The organism is Sedimenticola hydrogenitrophicus, assembly GCF_025175675.1.
Lineage (GTDB): Bacteria > Pseudomonadota > Gammaproteobacteria > Chromatiales > Chromatiaceae > Sedimenticola > Sedimenticola hydrogenitrophicus.
In genome coordinates this window covers 1-22,284 of the sequence record NZ_JANIOA010000055.1, presented here as the reverse complement: position 1 = coordinate 22,284, position 22,284 = coordinate 1, and the positions used below count along the sequence as shown (strand labels likewise).

Below are 22,284 nucleotides of genomic sequence, written 5' to 3'. Positions count from 1 at the left end.
AGAGCGTGGGAACGAGGAACGTATCGATCGGGCAACCACGGGGGGTTGCCCCTACGGGATGCATCGAGGCTGTTGCATGACGTGCGACGGGATGGGCAGCCAGGGGCTACACGGCGTAAGACCGCGCCTCCCAATCCCGCAGCACTTTCAGATCCCTTGCCGGCAGGTAGTCATAGGCACCCATCAGGTCGCGCAGTACCGCCTTGGCCAGCTGGTAATTCTCTGCCTTGCGGCTGAGCATGTGGAAATACCAGGCGAAGGGATAGCCCACTACCCGGTCGTACCCGTGGACGGCGTTGGCCAGCTCGGCGCCGGTCAGGGCGTCGCCCGGGGGCAAGTGGGGCAGGCTGCCGCCGAAGGTGGTGACGGGGGTGGCGGTCAGTCTGACCTCGCCATCCCGATCCATATATTCGCGCAACGCCAGGATCCAGTGGCGGCAGAAGTGCTCCCCCTCCGCCGCGCTGCTTTGACCCCAGTCCTGGAGAAACCGGCGCAGCGCGGCGAATGCGCGCTGGCCGCTGCCGGCTTCATCCAGCAGGCGGGCGATGGGGGTGACGCGCCGGAAGCGATAGCATGGCTGTCCCACCGGGACCGGATCGAGGCGGGGACATTCGAGCGGGTCGAGGAAATCCTCCAGGCTGTCGGGGTACCAGTCCGGCGCCACCAGGGGACGGTCGATCACCTCCTGCAGCTCCTCGATCTCCAGCTGGATGAAATCCGCCGGCCCGTCGCCGCAGGCAACGGTGAAGTAATGGGTCTTGCCGGACAGCTGGGTGGCCAGGTAGCCGGCATCGGCATAGCTGGCGATCAACGCATCCACATCACCCGCCGACTCCTGTTCGGCCCAACGGCGGATATTGCTGCTGATCGGATTAAGCTCGGCATCGACCACGCCCCCCGGCCGATGCCAGTTGCCGCGGGTCAGCACACAGCTCAACCCGGCCTCCGGGACAAGTTGCTGCAATGTCTGTTCTAATGCGGCGATGCCTTGTTCGGCATCCGCCGCGGCACAGATTTCCGCCAGTCGATCGGGCCGGTCAATCAGGGTCTTCACTGTCGGTTCCTTCTGTTCGGTTCTATTATGTTCGGGGCGAAGGGCTAACCCTGCCCTTTAGCCATAAATGGGTCGGACTGCATCCAGGCGTAGGATGGGTGGAGCACCTCCATGAACTCTCCGCCGGCTCCCGCTCCGGCGCGCAACCCATCGTGCACCGGTAGCCGCTTCCGAAGATGGGTTACGGCGCGCCCGACCGCCGCGAATAGCCGTCAACAAGGGTGCCGCGCCTCCACCCATCCTACACGCTGTTCGGGGCGACCGGCCCCGGCAAGGGGACGACCCAGGGCAACCACGGGGGCTGCCCCTACACGACCTCCCTGCGCCCGCAGGCGCAGGGTATGAAATCAGTGTCCCGTTTGTGGTCAGGGAACGGCCTCGGCGCGCCCGCAGGCGCAGGTCGTGGCCGGCCTTTCCAACTGCACCAACGGGTGCTGCCGCCGCTCCCGCCACCACGTCTCGGCCAGCTGGTGCGCCGGACCCGGCGCAACCTCCAGGCCGAGTGCACGAATTATCAGTGCCAGGGTACCGACGACCGCGCGCTCGCCATAACTGTCCTCGGCCTCGCCCTCCCACACCTGGATAAAATGGTACAGGTTGAGTCGCCCGGGCTTTACCTCGCCACCCGGGCGGATCAGGCAGTCCCAGGTGTCCGACCAGGCCGCGCCAGCGCCGACCCCGTACAGCTCGACCGCCCGGTCGGGTATGCGTTCCAGCTCGCCGCCGTCGCCCTTGCAGATCAGGGCGCCGGGTTGCCCCAGCAGTACCGCGGCCTGTTGATGGATGGCGGCGAAGTTGGGATGGAATACCCCCATCACCGACAGCGGTGCCGAGAGCGGGTTGAGCATCCTGGCCACCGTGTGCAGCGGCGGCCGCAGACCGAACAGCTTGCGCGTCTCGATCAGCTCGGCGGTGAGCGGGGAGAGCTTGCTGATGGGCAGATAGGCGAAGCCGCGCAACTGGAGCTGCTCCTGCGCCTCTTGCAGCGAGAGGGCGGGTTCCATCCCCAGGGCATCCAGCGCATCCGGCACATAGAGCCGCCCGTCGCTGCGATTGATCCCGTGCATCAGCAGCGGATAGCCACGCGCCGCCAGGATCAGTGCCGCCAGGAGAAACCAGGGCAGGTGCCGCTTTTTGCCGGCGTAAGCGGCCCAGTCGATCGCCGGGTGAAATGCCGACTCGGCCACATGGAAGCTCTCGCGCAGCGCCTGGGTGAAGCCGGCCACCTCTTCGGCGCTCTCCTCCTTCACCCGCATGAGCATCAGGAAGGCGCCGAGCTGCTCCGGCTCCACGTCGTAGCGAGCGATCATCTGCATCGCCTCGTAGGCTTCGTCACGGCTCAGGGCGCGCATGCCATTGCGGCCCTTGCCGAGGATCTGGATAAAACGTGCGAATGGATGCATGACAGTTCCACCTTGTTGATCTGATTCTTCTCGCCAAACCCTTTATTGACCAAGCCGTGCACTTTACCCACTTGCAGAGCTGGACCACATCAAGGCGTAGGATGGGTGGAGCGCCCTTTCTCCCCTGTGGCGTCTACCGCCACGTTCCCGGCGCGTAACCCATCGTCCCCGTACCCGAAGATGGGTTATGGCGCGCCCAACCTCGGCGGACGGCCTCGCGTAACGGTGCCGTGCGCCTCCACCCATCCTACATACCGATGAATGGACGGCTTAATCACGCGTTAGCCAAGCCTTTCCCTGACCAGGGCGCACACATCGCCATCCGGGTCGTCAAGGCGTAGGATGGGTGGAGCGCCCTTGCTCCTGTGGCGTCTACCGCTACTTTCCCGGCGCGTAACCCATCGTTCCCGTACCCGAAGATGGGTTACGGCGCGCCCAACCTCGGCGGACGGCCTCGCGTAACGGTGCCGTGCGCCTCCACCCATCCTACATGCTGGTCTGATTCAGGCCTGGCGCTTGCCAAGCCGCTCCCGTGCCGCCGCCCTGACATCCTCATCATCGTCTTCGAGCAGGGGCGCCAGCAGGGTGACCGGGGCGCGCTGGCAGGCGGCCAGCCGTACCCGCCAGTCCCGGTCCCGCAACAGCGCGCCGAGAGCATCGGCGTCGATCCGCTCGGCCACGATCAGGCGTATCTCGGCCTCCACGTCATCCAGCATCAGCCCGAGACTCTCCTCGGGCAGACGGCTGGCGACTGTCTTGCGCACCTCGCGCTCCGGGTCCCGCAGCATGCGAAACAGACGCCCCGGCTTGAGGCGTTTCGCTACGTACTGGCGCACCAGGTAATCGTTATCCGTCACCAGCTGTTCCAGCTGCTCCGGCGGCAACCGGTCGGCCACGGTGACCCGCACCTCACGATCCGGGTCATGGATCAGGGCGGCCAGTGCATCCACCGGCAGGCGATAGGCGAGCACCCGTCTGACTACCTCGTCAGGATCGTCCAGCATGCGCAGCAGCCGCTGCACCGACAGGTAGCGGGCGGCGATGGCGCGCCGCTCCCAGAAGGGGTCGCCGGCATACTGTTCCGCCAGGTCCGGGTTGATCTTGAAAAAGCGCGCGATCTGCCGGCCGCTCAGGGCGCCGACACAGGCATCCCCCGGATGGCAACGGCCCTTCTGCAAGCGGTCCTCGCGATGCGGGCAGGTGCGGCAGTCGGCCCGGGGTGTGGCGTCGTCTTCGTCAGGCATGACAACGGCGTTCATTCGGCTTCGATTTCGGCCACCACCACGCCGGTGGCCAGCTCCATGTCCTGGGTGAAACCGAGGCAGTGCTGGCTGCTGTCGATCAGGTAAAGGTTGAACCCCGTCGCTTCCAGTACCGGGCGGGCGGCCATCACATCATCATCCATGCAGTAGGTGAAATGGATCTCTGGAAAGCGCAGGCGCAGCCGGTTCACCGAACCCTCCGACAGCGGTGTCTCACCCGCCAGCCAGCCGATCTGGTTCAGCTGCTCCTGGGTGATCATGCCGTCGCCTCGATGTCTGCCGCCGCTATGTCCTCCTCGATCTCCGCCTCGTCGATGTCCAGTGGGGCGAAGCGAATGCGCTGTTCCGGCGCCTGGCCCATGATTTTCGCCAGCCAGGGCGGCGCACTCTTGCCGATCGCCGCCCGCAGGGCACCGATCTCCACGTCCGCCGGCCCGGCCTGGGGTTTCTTCACCGGATGCACACCGGCCCTGATCACCTTGGCGGCGGGCGTCCCGCCGATGGAGGCGACAAACAGGATCTGGCAATCGGCGATCCGTGCGACCCGATGGGCGTTTTTATCCTCACCGGCGGCCGCATTCCCGACCTCGCGGATATCGATCAGTCGCTGTTCCGATGCCGACACCTGGTAGATCAGGAAGCGCCGGCATGAACCGAAATGCCCGTCCAGCTGGGCGCCGCGGTTGGAGGCACAGGCGACCCGGATGCTGTTCGGCATATCCGCCTCGGCATAGGCCACCACCTCGGGCAAGGGTTCGGTGAACTCATGCACCTCACCCTTGAGGCAGGCCAGCGCCGCCTTGAGCGACTCGGTATCGAGATCGGCAAACTCGCCATCGTCAGCCGACTTCAGCTGCTTCACCGTCAGGTCGGCGAGCTGTTTTTTGCTGGGCGGCAGGCCCACCGCATCATCCAGCACGCGTAGCAGGCGGGGGATATCGGTTTCCGGCAGTTCACGCGCCGCCAGTCCGATGCGCAGGGCGATCTCTTTATCGAGGGTTGGGCTGTTCATTGCTGTCTCCTGATCTGGGTCCCGATCTGGGTTGTCCGGAGGGCGCCCACGGGGCGCCCTATGTCAGTTTCAATGTAACTACTCACGGGGTGATTGGCCTGCCTTGCCGGCCTCACACGATGGCTTGCCCCCTCGAATCCGGCCCCCTTTTCAGCGCCTGCCCAAACTCGCTTCGCTCAAACAAGGGCAGGCTTGAATCTGAAAAAGGGGCCGGATTCGAGGCGCCACCAAGATCGGCCAACAAGGCAGTCCAATCACCTACGAACCGGTTGAGTAGTTACGTTTCAGGCAGAGATGATGCAGTCGTCTTCCATGCAGACATCAAGACACTGGGGAACGTCGAACTCATCCTCGCACTCGGTGCAGGTCTCGGCTTCGATCATATAGACGCCCTTGAAGGGCTTGATGGATTTGGTGGGACACACCGGTTCACAGTCACCGCAGGCGGTGCAGATATCTCTTACAATTGCTAGAGCCATGATAAGTCTCCTTCAAAAAGGGGGTTCAGACACGCTTGAAACGCAATGTGGTCGGGAATGAAGGCCGGGGCGTGATCGGATCGACGTAGTAGCGGGAACCGTCGGTCAGCAACACCTCGCCTCCCCAGCTCTCCTCGGTATCCGTCTCCACCTCGGCGATCTCGTCCTCCTGGTCCTTCTTGGCGATATAGAACAGGAGCGCGCCATTCTCTTTCACACGAATCATTACACTGGGCATCGTTCTTACCTCACTTCAGCCGGCAAAATTGAATGCCGCGTTACTTGTTCCGGATTTTGGTGGATGCGCTTCGCTTATCCACCCTACGACGTGCGCCTCTGGACAGGGGCGGAGTCAGGCTCCAATGTAGGGTGGGTTAGCGTTGTTTGCGTAACCCACCAGGCGTTGCGCAGCAACACAACCCATTTGGTTAAGGTATGCCTGGCGGCACCGTTGGTGGGTTACGGCGCAAACAGCGCGCCTAACCCACCCTACATTTGATACAGACCCCTGGCCCGCCTAGCGGATCAGGTCGTAGTTGTAGTCCGTGGTACCCATGCCCCGGGTCTCTTCATCGAGCCGTTCCAGTACCGCGTTGACCAGGGTCTTGAGCATGTACATGGCGCCCTCGTAACCCAGGGTGGTGTCCCGATGCATATGGTGCCGGTCGAAGATCGGGAAGCCGATACGGATCAGTGGCACCTCGTGCTCCTTGCCCTTGTGCAGGGTGTCGCGCTGGATGAACTTGCCGTAGGAGTTACCGATCATGAAGTCCGGTTTGTTGGTGAACATCAGCGAACGGAAGTGCCACAGGTCCTTGCCGATGTGCACCTCGCTGTTCTGGCCGTAGGGTGAGTCGGCCAGCATCTGTTCCACCGCCTTCTTCCACCGCTTGTTGGCATGGCTGCAGAGGATCTGGGTCGGTTCCGCGCCAACCTCCAGCAGGAAGCGCACCATGCCCAGGACGAAATCCGCATCGCCGTAGACACCGAACTGCTTGCCGTGCAGCCAGGCGTGGCTGTCGGTCAACATGTCCACCAGGATGCCGCGCTCGCGGGTCAGCGAAGCGGAGATCGGCTTGCCGGTCAGTTCCGAGACCTTCATCAGGAACTCGTCGGTCGCCTCCAGTCCCATGGGAATGGCGATATCGGAGGCCGGCTGCTTCCAGGTGTTCTTGGTGAACTTGCGGCTCTTCACCGACTGCCAGGGCTGCAGGTAGAGGGTGTCGATGGCGTTCGGCGCGTCCTTTATCTCATCGATGGTGGTGCCGCCGTCGTACATGCGGTACTCGCCGTCCGCCGGGGTATCCAGCACGTCGCTGGGGTCACTCAGCAGGCTGCACTCGACGTCCATCTCCGCCATCATGCGCTTCATCACCCGGTAGTTGCCGAGGTAGGTCTCGAAGCCCGGCACGATGTTGATCTTGCCGTTGCTGCCGACCACCTTGTCTTCCATGTAGTTGAGGGTGAAATAGCGCTGGATACCCTCGAACATATTGTCCCAGCCGGTGGTGTGGGAACCGACAAAACTGGGGGTATGGGCGAACGGGGTGGGGAACTCCTGCTCGACACTGCCCTCTTTCTTGGCGTTGCCGATGAAGGCGTTCAGGTCGTCACCGATCACCTCGGCCATACAGGTGGTGGAGACGGCGATCATCTCCGGCTTGTACAGCGCCTTGGCGTTCTCAAGGCCGGCGAACATGTTTTTCTGCCCGCCGAATACCGCCGCGTCCTCGGTCATGGAGTCGGAGACACAGGCCACCGGCTCCTTGAAGTGGCGGTTGAAGTAAGTGCGGAAATAGGCCACGCAACCCTGCGAACCATGCACATAGGGCAGGGTCTTTTCAAAGCCCAGGGCACAGAGCACGGCACCCAGCGGCTGACACGCCTTGGCCGGGTTGACGGTCAGCGCCTCGCGATTGAAGTTGAGCTCCTTGTACTCCACCGTGGTGGACCACTGGAACACCTCTTCGATCTTCTCCTGGGGCACCTTCTCCTCGAACAGCTCCTGTTTGTTCTTCAGGGTGCTCTTGTACTCGTCCTGCCGAAACAGGGGATAACTCGGTTTGATATCTTCGACTAGCTGACTCATGATCTTTCTCCTCCCGCGCCACTAATCCGTGGACGACGGGTCAGATAAAAATAAACTTGTTATGCCTCGAATGTAGGTTGGGCTGAGCTTGCGAAGCCCAACGTTGGGTTTCCTCCGTCAACCCAACCTACCTCCATGGAATCAGGCACCGGCCACGGCGGCTTCCGGGGCCTCCTCGCTTTTCAGCCAAGGTGCCTGGACCTTGCTCCAGCAGGGGTTGTTCAGGGTCATGTCCATATCGCGGGCGAAGATGGCGAAGCCGTCATAGCCGTGATAGGGGCCCGAGTAATCCCAGGAGTGCATCTGGCGGAAGGGGATGCCCATCTTCTGGAAGATGTACTTCTCCTTGATACCGGAACCGATCAGGTCGGGCTTGACCCGCTTGACGAACTCCTCGAATTCGTAGCCGGTCACGTCGTCGTAGATCAGGGTGGCGTTGCCCATCTCCTTGATGGTGCGATCGTAGTCGTCGTTGTGGCCGAACTCGTAGCCGGTGCCGACCACTTCCATGCCCAGGTCCTCGTAGGCGCCGATGATATGGCGCGGACGCAGACCGCCCACGTAGAGCATCACCCGCTTGCCTTCCAGGCGCGGACGGTACTTGTTGATCACCGCCTGGTACTCGGCCTGGTACTTCTCGATCACCTTCTCGGCATTGGCCTGGATGGTCTCGTCGAAGAACGCGGCGATCTGGCGCAGGGATTCGGCGATCTTGGTCGGGCCGAAGAAGTTGTACTCCATCCAGGGCACGCCGTACTTCTCTTCCATGTGCCGCGAGATGTAATTCATCGAGCGATAGCAGTGCAGCAGGTTGAGCTTGGCCTTGGGTGTGTTCTCCATCTCCGCCAGGGTGCCGTCGCCGGACCACTGGGCGATCACCCGCAGACCCATGTCTTCCAACAGGGTACGGGAGGCCCAGGCGTCACCACCGATGTTGTAATCACCGAGAATGGTCACGTCATAGGGGGTGCTCACGAAGCTGGTGTCCTCGTCCCGGTTACCCAGCACCCAGTCGCGTACCGCATCATTGGCGATGTGGTGACCCAGGGACTGGGAGACACCGCGGAAGCCTTCGCAACGCACCGGCACGACCGGTTTTTCCAGCGTCTTGGCGGCCTGCTTGGCCACCGCCTCGATGTCGTCGCCGATCAGGCCGATGGGACACTCGGACTGGATGGTGATGCCCTTGTTGAGCGGGAACAGCTGCTCGATTTCGGTCATGATCTTGGACAGCTTCTTGTCGCCGCCGAAGACGATATCCTTCTCCTGGAAATCCGAGGTGAAGTTCATGGTGCCGAAGGTGTTGATGCCGGTGGTGCCGACATAATAGTTGCGCCGCCCGGCACGGGAGTACTGACCGCAGCCGACCGGGCCGTGAGATATATGGATCATGTCCTTGATCGGACCCCAGACCACGCCCTTGGAGCCGGCGTAGGCGCAACCGCGGATGGTCATTACACCCGGCAGGGATTTTCGGTTGGAGGTGATGCACTTCTTCGACTGCTCCACCTCCTGGTCATTCACCGTGAGATGTTTGGCACGCTCTTCACGTGCACTCTCTGGGTAGACTTCAAGCACCTCCTGGATCAGGGCGGCGGTCTCTTCGCGTGTCATGGTTGACATAAATCTTCTCCTTCTCCCGGCACCACTAATCCATGGATACGCGGGGTCATGAAATAATCCGTAGGTTGGGGTGAGGAACGAACCCCAACAAACCGGGATGGTTCGGCCTTGCAATTGTTGGGGTTCGCAAGCTCACCCCAACCTACGGCTGACATCCCCTTCGCTTACGCCTCGGCGCTGGCTTTCTGACCGATGACGCTCTCGTCTTCCTCGTCCATCAGGCCGAAGTCCATCAGCAGGTCTTCCAGGGCATCCATGGTGATGGGGGTGGGAATGACCATGTTCTTGTTGTCGATGATCTTCTGCGCCAGGTCACGGTACTCCTGGGCCTGCTTGGCCTCGGGGTCGTACTCGATGACGGTCATGCGACGGATCTCGGCGCGCTGTACCACGTTGTCACGCGGCACAAAGTGGATCATGTGGGTGCCCAGCTGGCGGGCCAGCTCCATGATCAGCTCGTCCTCGCGGGCGGTGTTGCGGCTGTTACAGATCAGACCAGCCAGACGCACGCCACCGGAGCTGGCGTATTTCACGATACCCTTGGAGATGTTGTTGGCCGCGTACATGGCCATCATCTCGCCGGAGCAGACGATGTAGATCTCCTGCGCCTTGTTTTCACGGATGGGCATGGCGAAACCGCCACACACCACGTCACCCAGCACGTCGTAGAAGACGAAGTCGAGGTCTTCCTCGTAGGCGCCTTCCTCTTCCAGGAAGTTGATGGCGGTGATCACACCACGGCCGGCGCAACCGACACCGGGCTCCGGGCCACCGGACTCGACGCACTTGATATCGCCATAGCCGACCTTGAGCACATCTTCCAGCTCCAGATCCTCAACCGTACCGGCCTCTGCCGCCATCTCCATGATGGTGTTCTGCGCCTTGGAGTGCAGAATCAGACGGGTGGAGTCCGCCTTGGGATCGCAACCGACGATCATGACCTTCTTACCCAGTTCGGCCAGACCGGCCACCAGGTTCTGGGTCGTGGTAGACTTGCCGATACCACCTTTACCGTAAATTGCACATTGACGCAGTGCCATGTCGATCTCCTTACTCGTTGTTGAATCAGTGGTGATTGATTACGCTGAATCACCTGGACAACGGGTATTGAGCAAGGGCTGTGCCAAAAGCAATAACTGCTTTTAACTGACTGTAATAAAACGGTATTTTTATTAAGCAAGGGCAGGATTCGACAGTCGGGTTTGCTACAAACCCCGGTCAATTGTATGGATGAATACAGACAAACCGCGCCTGACAGCGCCTCGCTGCCGGCCAGCGCCCGGCTCTCCATCAACCACTGCAATCTGCCGCCGGTGATCCTCGGCAGCCTGACCTTCCAGCACTACCCGGCGCCGCTCTACCTGGACGGCGTGAAGGAGTTGCATGCCGCGCTGTTCAGCAATCTGCAGCAGATAGAGGATGCCGCCGAGCGGGCGGAGAATTTCCAGGACTATATGCGTTCCGGTTTTCTGCTGGATAATCCGGACGAGGCCGGACTGCCCGACCGACCCGGCAAACAGAACCGGCGCCGGGCGGACTACCTGCGCATCCTGCGCGGCTGGCTGTTCGATGCCGACGGCAAGGAGGCGGCCGTGTTGAAAGGCTGGGTGGAATCGCGCTTCGGCCTGCTGCCGCGCAACCACCAGGGACCGGTGGGCGATATCAACTCCACGACTTACCAGCACTACCTGGCGGCCCGCACCCAGGGGCTGTACAACACCAATGCCCTGGAGTCCCAGCTCGACCTGCTATACACCTACTGCCAGTACGAGGTGCGCCGGCAGTTCCCCGCGCAGACCCATCTCACCCTGTACCGCGGCATCAACCGGATCGATGAACATGAGGTGCTGCATCAACCGGCCCGGCATATCTATATCCTGGTGCTGAACAACATCAACTCCTTTACCGGCAACCGCGAACGGGCCGACGAGTTCGGTGACTATATTCTTGAAGCGAAGATCCCGCTGAGTAAACTGGTCTACCTGCCGGGACTGCTGCCGGGTCGCCTGAGTGGCGAGGATGAGTACCTGGTGATCGGCGGGGTGTATGAGGTCGCGCTGAAACCATTTTAGTGTAGCAAAGCCGACAATCATCCCTACCATGTCAAACCCCGATCCGGCTAAGTCGTTGTTCCGATACGGATCGGCCAATCTGGCCCGGCTCTTGCTGCTGCCTTGTGAATCCCCATTGTTAAGGAGCACGAAAAATGGCAGAGACAAGCATGCAGGACCTGATCGACGTCATCGGCAGCGGCGACATCGTGCCCTACCTGGGGGCCGGCGCACTCGACGGCGTGATCAATATCGAGACCGGTGAACCGATCCCCGCCGACAGCGACAGCCTGATCCTCGCCATGAACAACGGCAACCCCATGTCCGCGCGGCTGATGTACGAGTTTCCCCGGGCGGCCATGGATATCGAACTGAAACGCGGCCGCAGTGCGGTCAATCGCTTTCTCGACAGCACCTACGGTGCAACCCGCTGGAGCCGCTCGCCCCTGCATGCGTGGCTCGCGGCGATCGGGACACCCTATGTGATCGACATCAACCGCGACAACCAGCTGCAGCTGGGCTATGCCGACCGGCCCCACACCCTGATCCGCGGCATCTCGCGGATTGCCGGCACCGATTACCGCTTCCGCATCCACCACTATGACGGTATGCACTATTCCGAGCGGGAGATCGAACAGGAGGCGGTGGATACCTCCCTGCCCATCCTGTTCAAACCGATGGGCAGCCCGCTGCCGGATGCCACCTACATCGCCTCGGACGCCGACTACGTGGACTACATCTCCGAGCTGATGGGCGGCTTCGCCATTCCCGATTTCGTCAAGCGCTACCGCAAGGGAAAACAGTACCTGTTCATCGGCCTGCGCATGACCCGGGACACCGAGCGTATGGTACTCTCCGATATGATCTATGACGCCGCCACCCCGGCCGGCTGGGCGCTGATTGCCGAACCGAATGCCAAGGAGCGGCGTTTCTGCCAACGCCTGAACATCGAAATCATCGAGGCCGATGTCAGTGAGCTGATGGCGGCGGCCGCCATTGTGCCGAAACATGAGACCGGGATCGGAATCGAAGGGGTCGGAGTCAATTTGGATCAATGATGCGGGTGGAAGCAAACAATCCTAAACCAATTTGACTCCGACCCCTTCCAACAATTCCGCATGACCGGAGTTCAAGTTATGCAACCGATGATTGATGCCGACAACCCCAGTTACCGGCTGGGGGTAACCACCATGGACCAGACCCATCACGAATTCATCGCGCTGGTCAATCAACTCGCCGTTTCGGACCGGGATGACTTCGTCACCCTGTTTGCGCAACTGGTGAAGCACACCCATGCCCATTTCAATTCGGAAGCAGCACTGATGGAGCAGTACCGCTTTCCGGCCATCCGCGAACATACCGATGAACACCAGCGAGTGCTGGGGGAACTGGACCGGTTCGGCGAAAAGGTGGCACGGGGTTCGATCGCCATGGGCCGGGACTATGTACAAAACCACCTGCCCGGCTGGTTCGACCTGCACGCCCGCACCATGGACAGCGCCCTGGCGGCGCACCTCAAACTGCAGGACAATGGCTAACGACGTTGTTGTGCTGCTGGCTTCCGCTTGGGCACAAACAACGTGTCCACCCTACCCCTTGATGTACACACTCTGCATGCCATGCCGCGATCTTTGTGTTCTGCGTAGGGGCAACCCCCCGTGGTTGCCCGCTCGACACGACCCGTATCCTATTCGGGCAGGCACGGGGGCCTACCCCTACGAACTACCGGACGAATCGACGCCGCGTGTAGGATGGGTGGAGGAGGAACGACGTAACCCATCACGACCGATATGGGATCATGGGTTACGCTGCCCCTCGCCCCTCCTACGTTCCTGGCTTCCGCGTGGGCACAAACAACGTGCCCACTCTACCCCTTGATGAACACGCCTCTGCATACCATGCCGCGATCTTTGTGTTTTGCGTAGGGGCAACCCCCCGTGGTTGCACGTTCGACACGAACCTTACCCTGTTCGGGCGGGCACGGGGGCCTGCCCCTACGACTTATCGGGACAACTCCAACAACGCCAGCGCCTGGTCTTCACAGGCCGCCCGCACATCCCGGTCCAGCGCCCGGAGCCAGCGCCGGGGGATCGCCTCCACCCCGTGGCAGGCACCGGCCAGCATGCCGGCAATCGCCCCGGTGGTATCGGCGTCCCCGCCCCGGTTGACCACGTCGATCAGGATCGCCTCCAGATTGTCATGGGCAAAGAAGGCCTGAAACACCGCCTGCAGGGTCTCCACCATCCAGCCGCTGGGATTCTCCACCGGGCGCCGGTCAAAGCGATAGGCGCGCTGTTGCGCCACCAGCTCCAGGGCGATGTCGTGCAGTGTCGCCGGCGGTTCGCCCCGGAAGGCAGCCACCAGCATGCGCAACACGGCCTCCGTCCCGGCATCGGCCTGGGGATTATTGTGGGTGACATGGGACTGGGAACGTGACGCCTCGACCAGCCGCTCATGCGGCGCATTCCAATAGGCAATCGCCACCGGCAGCGAGCGCATGCAGGCGCCATTGCCGGCATCGAATTCATTCTCCGGCACGCACGGCACGCCGCTGTCGCGGAAGTGCACAATCCCACGCCGCACCGTGTGACCGATATCCACCGGCTTGGTGCGCATCCAGTCACTGAATGCCCGTGCCACCGGCACCGCACGTACCCCACCCTGTGCCAGTATCGACTCCCCAAGGGCCAGGCTCATGCCGGTATCGTCGGTCACCTGTCCGGGTTTCAGACGCAACCAGCCGCCGCCGACGATCTTCTTGTGGACCCCGTATTTTTCCCGGATCTCCTGGGGGGTAAGGAACTCGGTCGTGGCCCCCAGGGCGTCGCCAACGGCCAGCCCCAGGTAGGCGCCGAGGGCGCGTTGCTCCAATGATAACGATGCTTGTCCCAAACCCGTCCCCGCGTAGGGGCATCCCCCATGGTTGCCCGTTCTATACCACCGCGCTCCGACCCGGGCAGGCACGGGGGCCTGCCCCTACGGGACCGGGTGGCGACGTACGAATCTGTAGGGTGGGCACGCTGTTTGTGCCCACCCGACGTAACTGTGCACCAACACACCGCTCCTCGCACCCCGCGTAGGGGCAACCCCCCGTGGTTGCCCGTTCGATTCCGCCACCATCCCATCCGGGCAGGCACGGGGGCCTGCCCCTACGCTTGCACAAAACACTTGGCGAAATCGACGCACACCTCGCAACTGGGCGAACGGCAGACGTAGATCCCTTCCGACTCACACAGCTGTTTGTAGAGGAAACGTTTCCACTTCATGTTCTTGTCGTTGCGCAACGCCAGCGGCGCGAAATTGTCCAGCATCAGTTGCGACAGGTCGGGACGGCACCAGAGACCCAGGTCCTGCCACAGGTGGTCGTTCCCCAGGCAACCCACGGTCACGATGCCGGCCATCCACACCTCCGATTCACTGGCGCCCGTACGCCCCGCCAGCAGCAGTTGGTTCAGCTCCTCCCGCTCATCGTGCCGGTTGAAACCGAGCGGCCGGTCGAGCCGCGCCACCCGGTCGGGATCGGCCCTGGGGAAATGTCGCGCCATCATCCGGCGAAACGCCATCTCACCCAGGCCCAGCCAGTCGGGCATGACGCCCAGCCCCACCGACCAGGAGGCGAGCATGCGCGCCAGGTTCTCCTCGACAGGTTCCCCGCGGCGGGATGCCATCAAGCCGGCATACACCGATTCCAGCGATTCATCGCGTCTAACCGCATTCAGCATCATGCACCTCGTATTCAACGACGATGTCCTCATCCCGAGGGATAAACCGGCACGCCAGATGCCACTCCCCGGTAACCGGCCTTCGCCCCGGGCCCGCTGTTTCCAGCTTGCCTACCGCCATCAGCACCCGGTATTCCTTCCGGTCCAGGGGGTAACCGCCGCATGACGGCACATCCAGAAACCGCACCCGGATCGCACAGTTACCGCACTTGCCCTCGCCGCACTCGAAACGCAAGGGAATCCGGTTGGCCCGGGCGATCTCCAGCAGCGTGTCGGGCGCGCGGCCAAACACGGCATAGACCGTCTTGTCGGTGAAATCCGGGCTGGAAAAGGTTATCAGCGGCATGTGTCGGCTCCTCTCCGGTCAGGTCGGCTTAATCGTACAGTCGCCGATGATCTGCGCCTGGCAGGCCAACCGGTCATGCCGTCCTGCCATGTTCTCCTTTAGCACCTTCTCTTCCAGTACCGAGGGTTCGGTGAGATTGTGCCAGCCCTCCTGCACATGCATTATGCAGGTGCCGCAATCCCCTTCGCGGCAACCGTAGACAATGCCGGCACCGATCTGCTCGGAGACCTCGATCACCCGCGTGCCGGCCGGCACGCTGACGGTCTTTCCGATATCTTCAAATGTAATCTTTGCTTTTGCCATCTGTGCTCACCTGTGGGGTGTAATACGTTGCCTTGATGAAGCGTTATTCAACTCAAGTTTCTGAGTATTTGTAGGTTGGGGTGAGCATTGCGAACCCCAACGTTTGCCGCAATTGTCATGTTGGGGTTCATTTCACTCACCCCAACCTACGAGGTAGCCAAATATTTACGCGTTATTCAATCCAAGCTCCTGGGTTTGCGGTACTGGTAGGGGATAAGCTTACGCATGCCATCCTCAGGTCCGTAAACGGTACATCCTTGTACCACTCCTCACCGCTATCCGATACTGCACCCGTAGGAGCGGCGCCCCGCCGCGATTTCGGCCCGGGGGCGGGCCTCCTACCGGTCGATTTTTGCAACGACCGGGGTTATTCAACCCATTAAACCGGCGGCCCACAAGCGGGCGCATCCCCACCCATCGGGCAAGCGTTCAGATCCCGCTTGCGATCCAGCACGATACCCAGCGCCTTCAACACCGGTCCGTCGACAAACCCCGATTGTTGCAGCAACCCGTACTCCAGCAGCGGCCGACAAATCAGCAGCGGCTCCGCCAGCATCAGATTCAGCGCCTGCCGTGCACTCAGGGCGGTGATATCGATGGCCCCCGACTTCACCACCGGGGCGGACGGGTTAAACCATTGGGACACCGGCTTGTCGCCAAAAAACGGCCTCAGGGTTGCCGCCGTCCAGGCGTGACTCAGCAGATCCCGCACCTCCGGCCGATGGCCCCGGGCACGCAACAGCGCCACCTGATAACGGTTGCCGGTGCAACCCGGCTTTTCGTAAAACAGCAGCTGGTTCATAGGTCGTTGCGCAACCGCTGTTCATGCAGGGAGTTCAGCAACGCTGAGTTGCGCCGCCAAACTCGCTCCGGCAGATGCGCCCAATCGGGTTGCGTGCCGACCGACCGCTGCGGGCGCGGCTTGCGCCACGCGCTGAAACGTTCGATGCCAGGCAATGTCAGGTTCGTGGACACGGTTTAGCTCCTTTGTCGTTAGCGCGCCTGGATCTCCGCCATCACCTCGGCCATGCGCTCCGGCCGGATACCGGTGAGCGAGCCGGGCGGATTGGCGGGCTCGCCGAACGGGCTCAGGATGGCCCCCTCGATGGGACAGATACTGACGCACTGGGGATCGGCAAATTCGCCCTCGCACTCGGTACACTTTTTCGCATCGATGCGGAAGTGGGGACGTGCGTCTGAGATCGCTTGACTGGGACAGAGCGGCTCGCAGGCCCAGCAGTTGACGCAACTCTCGATAATCTCATAAGCCATGTGGCTACTCCTCAAGCGCCCTTAAGCACCGATCTGCAACTGGACCGCTGCCCGGGCTTCATCCAACTGACCGTTCTCGGCCATCTCGGCATAGACGGCGGCCACCGCCTCCTCGATCGGCTCCATGGCATGCTCGCCGTTGGGCTGGATGCCGGCCGTCTCCAGCTGCTCCCAGGGCTCGTAGCCGATCTTGGAACAGAGCACCGCCTCGCAGCCTTCCAGGGCGCGGATGATCTTTTGCAGGGTGGTCTCGGCGTCACCGCAACTGTCGCCACCGCTGCAGTAGAGATCCACCTTGCGGTGGCCGATGAAGCGCACATCGGTCATGGACGCCTCGTAGACCAGAAACTCCTTGGCATGGCCGAAGTGCTGATTGATCACACCGCCACCGCTGGTAGCCACCGCCATCAGCACCGGGCGGGTCTCCTTCCGGTTCACCTTAATGGAGGAGAGCGCGACAAACGACTGGCCGCTCTGCTGCTTCTGCGCCTCGCGATTCGCCTCGATGCTGGCGTGATACTCGGCGCGCCGCTGCATGGCCGATTCATAATCGATCTCCATGTTCTCGACCTTGTCCATGGTGAACTCGTCGCCCCGGTCCTCGCCCAGCATGCCCACCGCATCGGCGCGGCACTGGCGGCAGTGGCGCATCATGTTCATGTCGCCGGCACACTTGTCCTGCAGCGCCTGCAACTCGTTATGGGTCGGGCCGCGCTGGCCCATCACGCCGAAAAAGGTACCGTGCTCGGCCTCGGCAATCAGCGGCATCACGTTGTGCAGAAAGGCGCCGTTGGCCTTCACCACCTTGCTCACCTCCTCCAGGTGCACGTCATTCACGCCGGGGATCATCACCGAGTTGACCTTCACCAGGATGCCGCGCTCGGTGAGCATCTTCAGCCCCTGCTGCTGCTGCTTGATCAGGATCTCCGCCCCCTTGCGTCCCTTGATGCGGCGATTGTTCCAGAAGATCCAGGGATAGATCTGGGCGCCCACGTCGGGATCGACACAGTTGATGGTGATGGTGACGTGATCGATATTGTGCTTGCACAGCTCCTCCACCTGGTCCGGCAGCGACAGGCCGTTGGTGGAGACGCAGAGCTTGATATCCGGCGCCTTCTCGGTGAGCTGGCGGAAGGTTTCGAAGGTACGCTCCGGATTGGCCAGCGGATCGCCGGGACCGGCGATGCCCAACACCGTCATCTGCGGGATATTGGCCGCCACCGCCATCACCTTCTTCACCGCCTGATCCGGCGTCAGCACCTCCGAAACCACACCGGGACGCGACTCGTTGGAGCAGTCGTATTTCCGGTTACAGTAGTGGCACTGAATATTACAGGCCGGCGCCACCGCCACATGCATGCGGGCAAAATGGTGATGTGCCTCCTCGGAATAGCAGGGGTGGTTGTGCACCTTCGCGCGGATATGCTCGGGCAGATGCGACAACTGATCGCTGCTGCCACCGCAACCGGATGAGCTACAACCGTCCGCAGCGGACTCGCTTGCCGTTTGACCTATTACCGTCAACTCCATCACTGGGTCTCCTGATCTATGCCCTGTCGAGGGTTGTTAACATTGCTTGAGACCCTTGATGCAAAGGGTGTGCCCAGTTGACGTTAGGTAGCTAACAGACTGTTTATTGGGTATTTTTCGATACGGCGAACCGGGCGATGTAGGGTAATGGACACGACAAACGGGGGTGTTGTCGGGAGTGCTACGTGGGTGTTGAAGTGTGATGACGGGCAGGTGGGAAACATGATCAATAAGAAGAGATCAGGCCTTGATAAGCAGAATTCTTCGTTTGACAGCGAATCTAGACCTAAACCTAGTAGTTTCGAGTTGACAATGGGATGTTTAGTTATGACAATCAGGTTAGGAAAAAACATAGTAATACAAGGGATTTAAATTATGACGCATCCTGTTTTACTTCGAATTGCTTTTTACGCCATGACCGCAGTAGTCCTCAGTGGCTGCGCAAATAGCGCTAGTCATCAGGTTATGAAAAAGGAGTACGCAGGAGATGACTATCTTACTTGCAAAGAAATAGATAGACAGAAGCGTAAGGCCCGGATTGTTATCCGAGGCGTTGAGCAAGACAAAGAAGACATGACTGGTGACGATGTTGTAGATGGCATTCTGTGGTTTCCGTTTAATGTCATAGCCAAACAGTCAAATTACTCTAGCGCTACCAATGCAGCTGAAAATAGAATTGAGCACCTGACATTACTGGAGGTAGAAAAAGGATGTCGTGCTGGCCTAGCAGCATCAGGTCCTTCTAGTATTTCTTATGCTGCAGATTTGGAAGTCACAAACCAGCTACACCAACTCAATTCCCTATATAGAACTGGCGTATTGACAAAGGAAGAATATATCACCAAGAAAAAGGTTATTCTTGATAACGTAGGCACAAGCCAACCACCTCAGCAGTCTATTGGTTCCACTGGACACCCTGAGCAATACTCAGATGATTACCCATTGAGGCAGACACCCTCCGAAAATGGAGTCAAGCAGGCTCGCTTAGAAGAATCAGGCAAACATCTTTACCAAGCTGAAAAGCTTGCTGAAGGTACAGAGTGCAATGAAGTATCCTTCATGATTAAAGATTACAGTAAGGATGTATACAGCGCAAAATGTAGCAATGGATTACAGGTTATTAGTTGCGAGTGGGGCGAGTGTGCATTTATCAAGTAAAAGGCTTCGTGCTTAACTGGCCTCCAAATATAGACCAATAGGATCAGGACCAATATGGCCACGAGTTAAGGGGACACAATACTCAACTCCTGGGCACGAGTTCAGCAATCGATAGAGCCTGTCCCAATGATCTGCCATTGATCTCGACCCCATTGATCTCAAATAGCGAACCGCCGGGCAGCCGGTAAAACACAAATGCTTATTAATAGGGCTGGACAACCCTATCAAGCGGGGTTCAGTTCAACAGGCATTTATGCCGCATGCGGCGCACTCGGCATAATGGCTAAATGGTTAGCATTACACAGGGGAATTGATGAAAGTCGAATGCGTTAGTGTGCAGAAAGATCAATGGGGTCGGAGTCATTGATATTTCACCTCTGATAGGTAATCAATGACACTGATAATCCCTTAGCCGCCTCCTAAGCCAGGTGGTGTTTGTCAGAGGATGTGAAAGATGACAAACCATCTGAAAATAGGAGACGGCCATGACACTCTATAGCGGAATCGATCTTCACGCCAACAACAGCGTATTGGCGGTTATGGATGACCGAGACCACGTGCTGTTCGAGAAGCGCCTGCCCAATAGTTTAGACCTCATTGTCGAGAGTTTGCAGCCGTACAAGGAGGATCTATTGGCCTGCGTGGTGGAATCCACCTATAACTGGTACTGGCTGGTGGACGGCCTGATGGATGCCGGCTTTGCGGTACGCCTGGCACACACCAGCGCCATTCCCCAGTATGCCGGACTCAAGTACAGCAACGATGAAACGGATGCTCGACACCTGGCGCATCTGCTACGCCTCGGCATACTGCCGGAAGGTTACATAATGCCCCGGGAGCAGCGGGCCGTGCGCGATCTTTTGCGGCGCCGCCTGCTGCTGGTGCATCAAAGAACCCTGCACCACTTGAGCGTACAAAGCCTGATTGCCCGCTATACCGGCAACCGGTTGTCGGCTAACCAGGTCAAAGCGCTGGATAGTACCCGGATCGATCAGCTGTTGCCGGAGCCCATTTGCCTCGGCGGCCAGATCACCATCCTGGCCATGCACTGGCTGGACAAGGCCATCGACAGGCTGGAGCGTGAGGTATTGAAACGGCTCAACGCCAACAAAGACTATGACTTGCTGACCAGCATACCGGGGGTGGGCAAGATACTCGCCCCCACCATCATCCTGGAAACTGGCAGCATCCATCGTTTTCCCGGTGCGGGCCATTATGCGTCCTATGCCCGCAGTGTCAGCAGCGAGAAGCTCAGTAATGGCAAACTCAAAGGTCGGGGCAATAAAAGAAACGGCAATAGGTATCTGGCCTGGGCCTTCATGGAGGCGGCCCACCATGCCGCCATCTGGAGCCCGGAGATCAGGCGCTTCTACGAGAGGCGCAAGGCCAAACGCCATATTCTGGTGGCCAAGAAGACGGTCGCCAACAAACTGACTAAGGCCTGCTATTACATGTTGACCCGGCAGGAACCGTTCGACGTGCACCGGGCCTTTGGCTGAGTCTTGCCGTGACGGACGGCGGATATGGGGTTGACATCAAGCCCGGCGGCTCTGATTGCCGCCGTCACGGCAACCTAAGCATGCAGGGTTAACTGAAGCGCCTCACCGATGAGCTTGAAAAGGGTTGGCATCGAGAGATAGCCCGAGTTCTGTACGATATGAACTGGCCAGAGGTGGGTACTGTAAATTTTCTGGAGCAGCGATGCTGCTTGGGGCCGACAAAAGGATATTGCCGAGCCTAGATCCTGATGGGTGACTGGTGCGTTTTATTATTGAATCAGCACGACCCGAAGAAAAGGCAGGCGCGCCTTGGTGATCTGCATGATAATTCGGAGCGAAGAAGCTCACGGCTTCATACGCCCTGTTGACCGGAGGCGGCTAATGGGTGACCCCATTGATCCCCGGGCGTGGAGCGCCGGAGACGAGTACGGGGCGCCTTCCGAATACACTTATGGTGGCAATGAGCAAACAAAACATTAGAGTAAGCGACAAATGCGAGGCTAGCAGTTTATCAGCGGTAGTTACTTATAATAAGATCATTACGATGAATTCTGAGACAACTCAAGATATAACATCATCGCACCCAGGAGAGATGTAAAATAAAAGCTTACTTCAGATGAGAAGTACCAAACAACGGGCCAAATGATCGCGCCACCAAAAGAGAGAAACAGATTCCATTGATCAAACATCCAAAGCGTAATAAAGGCAGGGATTACCGTTAAAAAGTACACCATTCCAAGAGATGAAACTAGTGGAGTTGTTGGTCCCTTGTATGAATTATACTTGTTGTAATTCTGACTTACTGGTCTCTTGTATGAATTATACCTGTTGTATTTCTGACTTGTTGAGCTGGTACGCTGCTTCCTATTTAGCGACAACTCACTTATTACCTCATTGCATGTTGCCTTAAACTCATCAAAATCCTCTATCATAAAGCCATCTACATGCATTGTTTTGTTTCGTATCGAAGCAATACCATGTATCTTTTTTACTAAGTAACTAGAATACTTACCTTCTACTGAGTTAATTTTTTCATGTATCCCCTTCCCTGTTGCTCCAACTCCATCTAGCAAAGACTCAATCTTTCGAGTAAGTATTATTACTTCTTCAATTTGTCCCATTTGACTTTCCTTAATAACTACTCTGATCGTCGAATATTAACTCACCAGAAGTGTCATCCTTTAGCTTTGAAGACTGCTATTGCAGCACCAGACCCGATAGTTGTATAAATTAATGTATAACCAATAATCTCAAATGCTTGATAAATCCAATAACATGGAACGCCAATGAAGATTAAACCTACAGCTAAGTAGAATAGTAGTTTTGCCAAATTGAATAATCCTCCGTTCTTGTGTGATTGTAATGTAGTTTCTTACATCGCAATTCATCAAACTCGAGCTGAGTGGAATCAGATTGGATCAATGGGGTCAGACTCGATTGATTAGAGGGATGGTTAACCCTTGGAAAAGTGGGAATCGAGT

The 22,284-nt window shown here is 59.2% G+C and carries 24 protein-coding genes; 5 read left to right on the top strand and 19 right to left on the bottom strand.

Annotated elements, in window-relative coordinates; all coding sequences use genetic code 11:
• Positions 1–106: 106 nt before the first annotated feature.
• The 10 genes from NPX02_RS19410 to nifH form a co-directional block, all read right to left on the bottom strand.
• Positions 107–1,054 (bottom strand): hypothetical protein, encoded by a 948-nt coding sequence (locus NPX02_RS19410; RefSeq protein WP_260295668.1) that lies wholly within the window; start codon positions 1,052–1,054, stop codon positions 107–109.
• 365 nt (positions 1,055–1,419) lie between these two features.
• Positions 1,420–2,457 carry a glycosyl transferase family protein gene (locus NPX02_RS19405; protein WP_260295667.1) on the bottom strand — a complete coding sequence of 346 codons (1,038 nt, stop codon included), beginning with the start codon at positions 2,455–2,457 and terminating at the stop codon, positions 1,420–1,422.
• Between the two features lie 503 nt (positions 2,458–2,960).
• Positions 2,961–3,701 (bottom strand): 4Fe4S-binding leucine-rich repeat protein, encoded by a 741-nt coding sequence (locus NPX02_RS19400; protein ID WP_260295666.1) that lies wholly within the window; start codon positions 3,699–3,701, stop codon positions 2,961–2,963.
• A gap of 11 nt (positions 3,702–3,712) precedes the next feature.
• On the bottom strand, positions 3,713–3,979 hold the full coding sequence (locus tag NPX02_RS19395) for a DUF6129 family protein (protein WP_260295665.1): 267 nt from the start codon (positions 3,977–3,979) through the stop codon (positions 3,713–3,715).
• Positions 3,976–4,731, bottom strand: a complete 756-nt coding sequence (locus tag NPX02_RS19390; RefSeq protein ID WP_260295664.1) for a dinitrogenase iron-molybdenum cofactor biosynthesis protein — start codon at positions 4,729–4,731, stop codon at positions 3,976–3,978. The genes NPX02_RS19395 and NPX02_RS19390 overlap by 4 nt, the downstream gene beginning before the upstream one ends.
• Before the next feature lie 284 nt (positions 4,732–5,015).
• A complete protein-coding gene (locus NPX02_RS19385) occupies positions 5,016–5,210 on the bottom strand; it encodes a 4Fe-4S binding protein (RefSeq protein WP_260295663.1) in 195 nt (64 codons plus the stop codon).
• A gap of 25 nt (positions 5,211–5,235) precedes the next feature.
• Complete coding sequence (gene nifT / locus NPX02_RS19380) at positions 5,236–5,448, bottom strand: putative nitrogen fixation protein NifT (RefSeq protein ID WP_260295662.1); 213 nt, start codon at positions 5,446–5,448, stop codon at positions 5,236–5,238.
• A gap of 279 nt (positions 5,449–5,727) precedes the next feature.
• A complete protein-coding gene (nifK, locus tag NPX02_RS19375) occupies positions 5,728–7,299 on the bottom strand; it encodes a nitrogenase molybdenum-iron protein subunit beta (RefSeq protein ID WP_260295660.1) in 1,572 nt (523 codons plus the stop codon).
• A 141-nt stretch (positions 7,300–7,440) separates the two neighbouring features.
• On the bottom strand, positions 7,441–8,922 hold the full coding sequence (nifD, locus tag NPX02_RS19370; protein WP_260295659.1) for a nitrogenase molybdenum-iron protein alpha chain: 1,482 nt from the start codon (positions 8,920–8,922) through the stop codon (positions 7,441–7,443).
• Positions 8,923–9,086: 164 nt separating this feature from the next.
• Positions 9,087–9,962 carry a nitrogenase iron protein gene (gene nifH / locus NPX02_RS19365; RefSeq protein WP_260295658.1) on the bottom strand — a complete coding sequence of 292 codons (876 nt, stop codon included), beginning with the start codon at positions 9,960–9,962 and terminating at the stop codon, positions 9,087–9,089.
• Positions 9,963–10,148: 186 nt separating this feature from the next.
• Here nifH and NPX02_RS19360 point away from each other — a divergent pair, with 186 nt between their 5' ends.
• The 3 genes from NPX02_RS19360 (at position 10,149) to NPX02_RS19350 (ending at position 12,511) form a co-directional block, all read left to right on the top strand.
• Positions 10,149–10,994, top strand: a complete 846-nt coding sequence (locus NPX02_RS19360) for an NAD(+)--dinitrogen-reductase ADP-D-ribosyltransferase (RefSeq protein ID WP_260295657.1) — start codon at positions 10,149–10,151, stop codon at positions 10,992–10,994.
• 134 nt (positions 10,995–11,128) lie between these two features.
• On the top strand, positions 11,129–12,031 hold the full coding sequence (locus NPX02_RS19355) for an SIR2 family protein (protein ID WP_260295656.1): 903 nt from the start codon (positions 11,129–11,131) through the stop codon (positions 12,029–12,031).
• Between the two features lie 78 nt (positions 12,032–12,109).
• Positions 12,110–12,511, top strand: coding sequence for a bacteriohemerythrin (locus NPX02_RS19350; protein ID WP_260295655.1), 402 nt, complete (start codon positions 12,110–12,112; stop codon positions 12,509–12,511).
• 463 nt (positions 12,512–12,974) lie between these two features.
• Here NPX02_RS19350 and draG read toward each other — a convergent pair whose 3' ends face one another.
• The 8 genes from draG to nifB form a co-directional block, all read right to left on the bottom strand.
• A complete protein-coding gene (draG, locus tag NPX02_RS19345; RefSeq protein ID WP_260295654.1) occupies positions 12,975–13,844 on the bottom strand; it encodes an ADP-ribosyl-[dinitrogen reductase] hydrolase in 870 nt (289 codons plus the stop codon).
• A gap of 278 nt (positions 13,845–14,122) precedes the next feature.
• Positions 14,123–14,695 carry a nitrogen fixation protein NifQ gene (locus tag NPX02_RS19340; RefSeq protein WP_260295653.1) on the bottom strand — a complete coding sequence of 191 codons (573 nt, stop codon included), beginning with the start codon at positions 14,693–14,695 and terminating at the stop codon, positions 14,123–14,125.
• The gene (locus tag NPX02_RS19335) at positions 14,679–15,041 is read right to left on the bottom strand and encodes a 2Fe-2S iron-sulfur cluster-binding protein (protein WP_260295652.1); all 363 of its coding nucleotides are present in this window, start codon (positions 15,039–15,041) and stop codon (positions 14,679–14,681) included. Before NPX02_RS19335 ends, NPX02_RS19340 begins: the two co-directional genes overlap by 17 nt.
• Before the next feature lie 18 nt (positions 15,042–15,059).
• Positions 15,060–15,344: a 2Fe-2S iron-sulfur cluster-binding protein gene (locus NPX02_RS19330; protein ID WP_260295651.1), complete on the bottom strand. Its 285-nt coding sequence runs from the start codon at positions 15,342–15,344 to the stop codon at positions 15,060–15,062.
• A 379-nt stretch (positions 15,345–15,723) separates the two neighbouring features.
• A complete protein-coding gene (locus NPX02_RS19325; protein ID WP_260295650.1) occupies positions 15,724–16,146 on the bottom strand; it encodes a thioredoxin domain-containing protein in 423 nt (140 codons plus the stop codon).
• A complete protein-coding gene (locus NPX02_RS19320; protein ID WP_260295649.1) occupies positions 16,143–16,319 on the bottom strand; it encodes a hypothetical protein in 177 nt (58 codons plus the stop codon). The genes NPX02_RS19325 and NPX02_RS19320 overlap by 4 nt, the downstream gene beginning before the upstream one ends.
• An 18-nt stretch (positions 16,320–16,337) precedes the next feature.
• A complete protein-coding gene (locus tag NPX02_RS19315; protein WP_260295647.1) occupies positions 16,338–16,616 on the bottom strand; it encodes a 4Fe-4S binding protein in 279 nt (92 codons plus the stop codon).
• A gap of 21 nt (positions 16,617–16,637) precedes the next feature.
• Positions 16,638–18,146, bottom strand: coding sequence for a nitrogenase cofactor biosynthesis protein NifB (gene nifB, locus NPX02_RS19310; protein WP_260295646.1), 1,509 nt, complete (start codon positions 18,144–18,146; stop codon positions 16,638–16,640).
• 375 nt (positions 18,147–18,521) lie between these two features.
• On the opposite strand from nifB, the gene NPX02_RS19305 reads away from it, so the two are divergent.
• Together NPX02_RS19305 and NPX02_RS19300 are read left to right on the top strand one after the other, a co-directional pair.
• A complete protein-coding gene (locus NPX02_RS19305) occupies positions 18,522–19,304 on the top strand; it encodes an SHOCT domain-containing protein (RefSeq protein ID WP_260295645.1) in 783 nt (260 codons plus the stop codon).
• 485 nt (positions 19,305–19,789) lie between these two features.
• A complete protein-coding gene (locus NPX02_RS19300) occupies positions 19,790–20,803 on the top strand; it encodes an IS110 family RNA-guided transposase (protein ID WP_260295644.1) in 1,014 nt (337 codons plus the stop codon).
• A 539-nt stretch (positions 20,804–21,342) separates the two neighbouring features.
• On the opposite strand, the gene NPX02_RS19295 is transcribed toward NPX02_RS19300, so the two are convergent.
• Positions 21,343–21,924, bottom strand: coding sequence for a hypothetical protein (locus NPX02_RS19295; RefSeq protein ID WP_260295643.1), 582 nt, complete (start codon positions 21,922–21,924; stop codon positions 21,343–21,345).
• Positions 21,925–22,284: the final 360 nt, after the last annotated feature.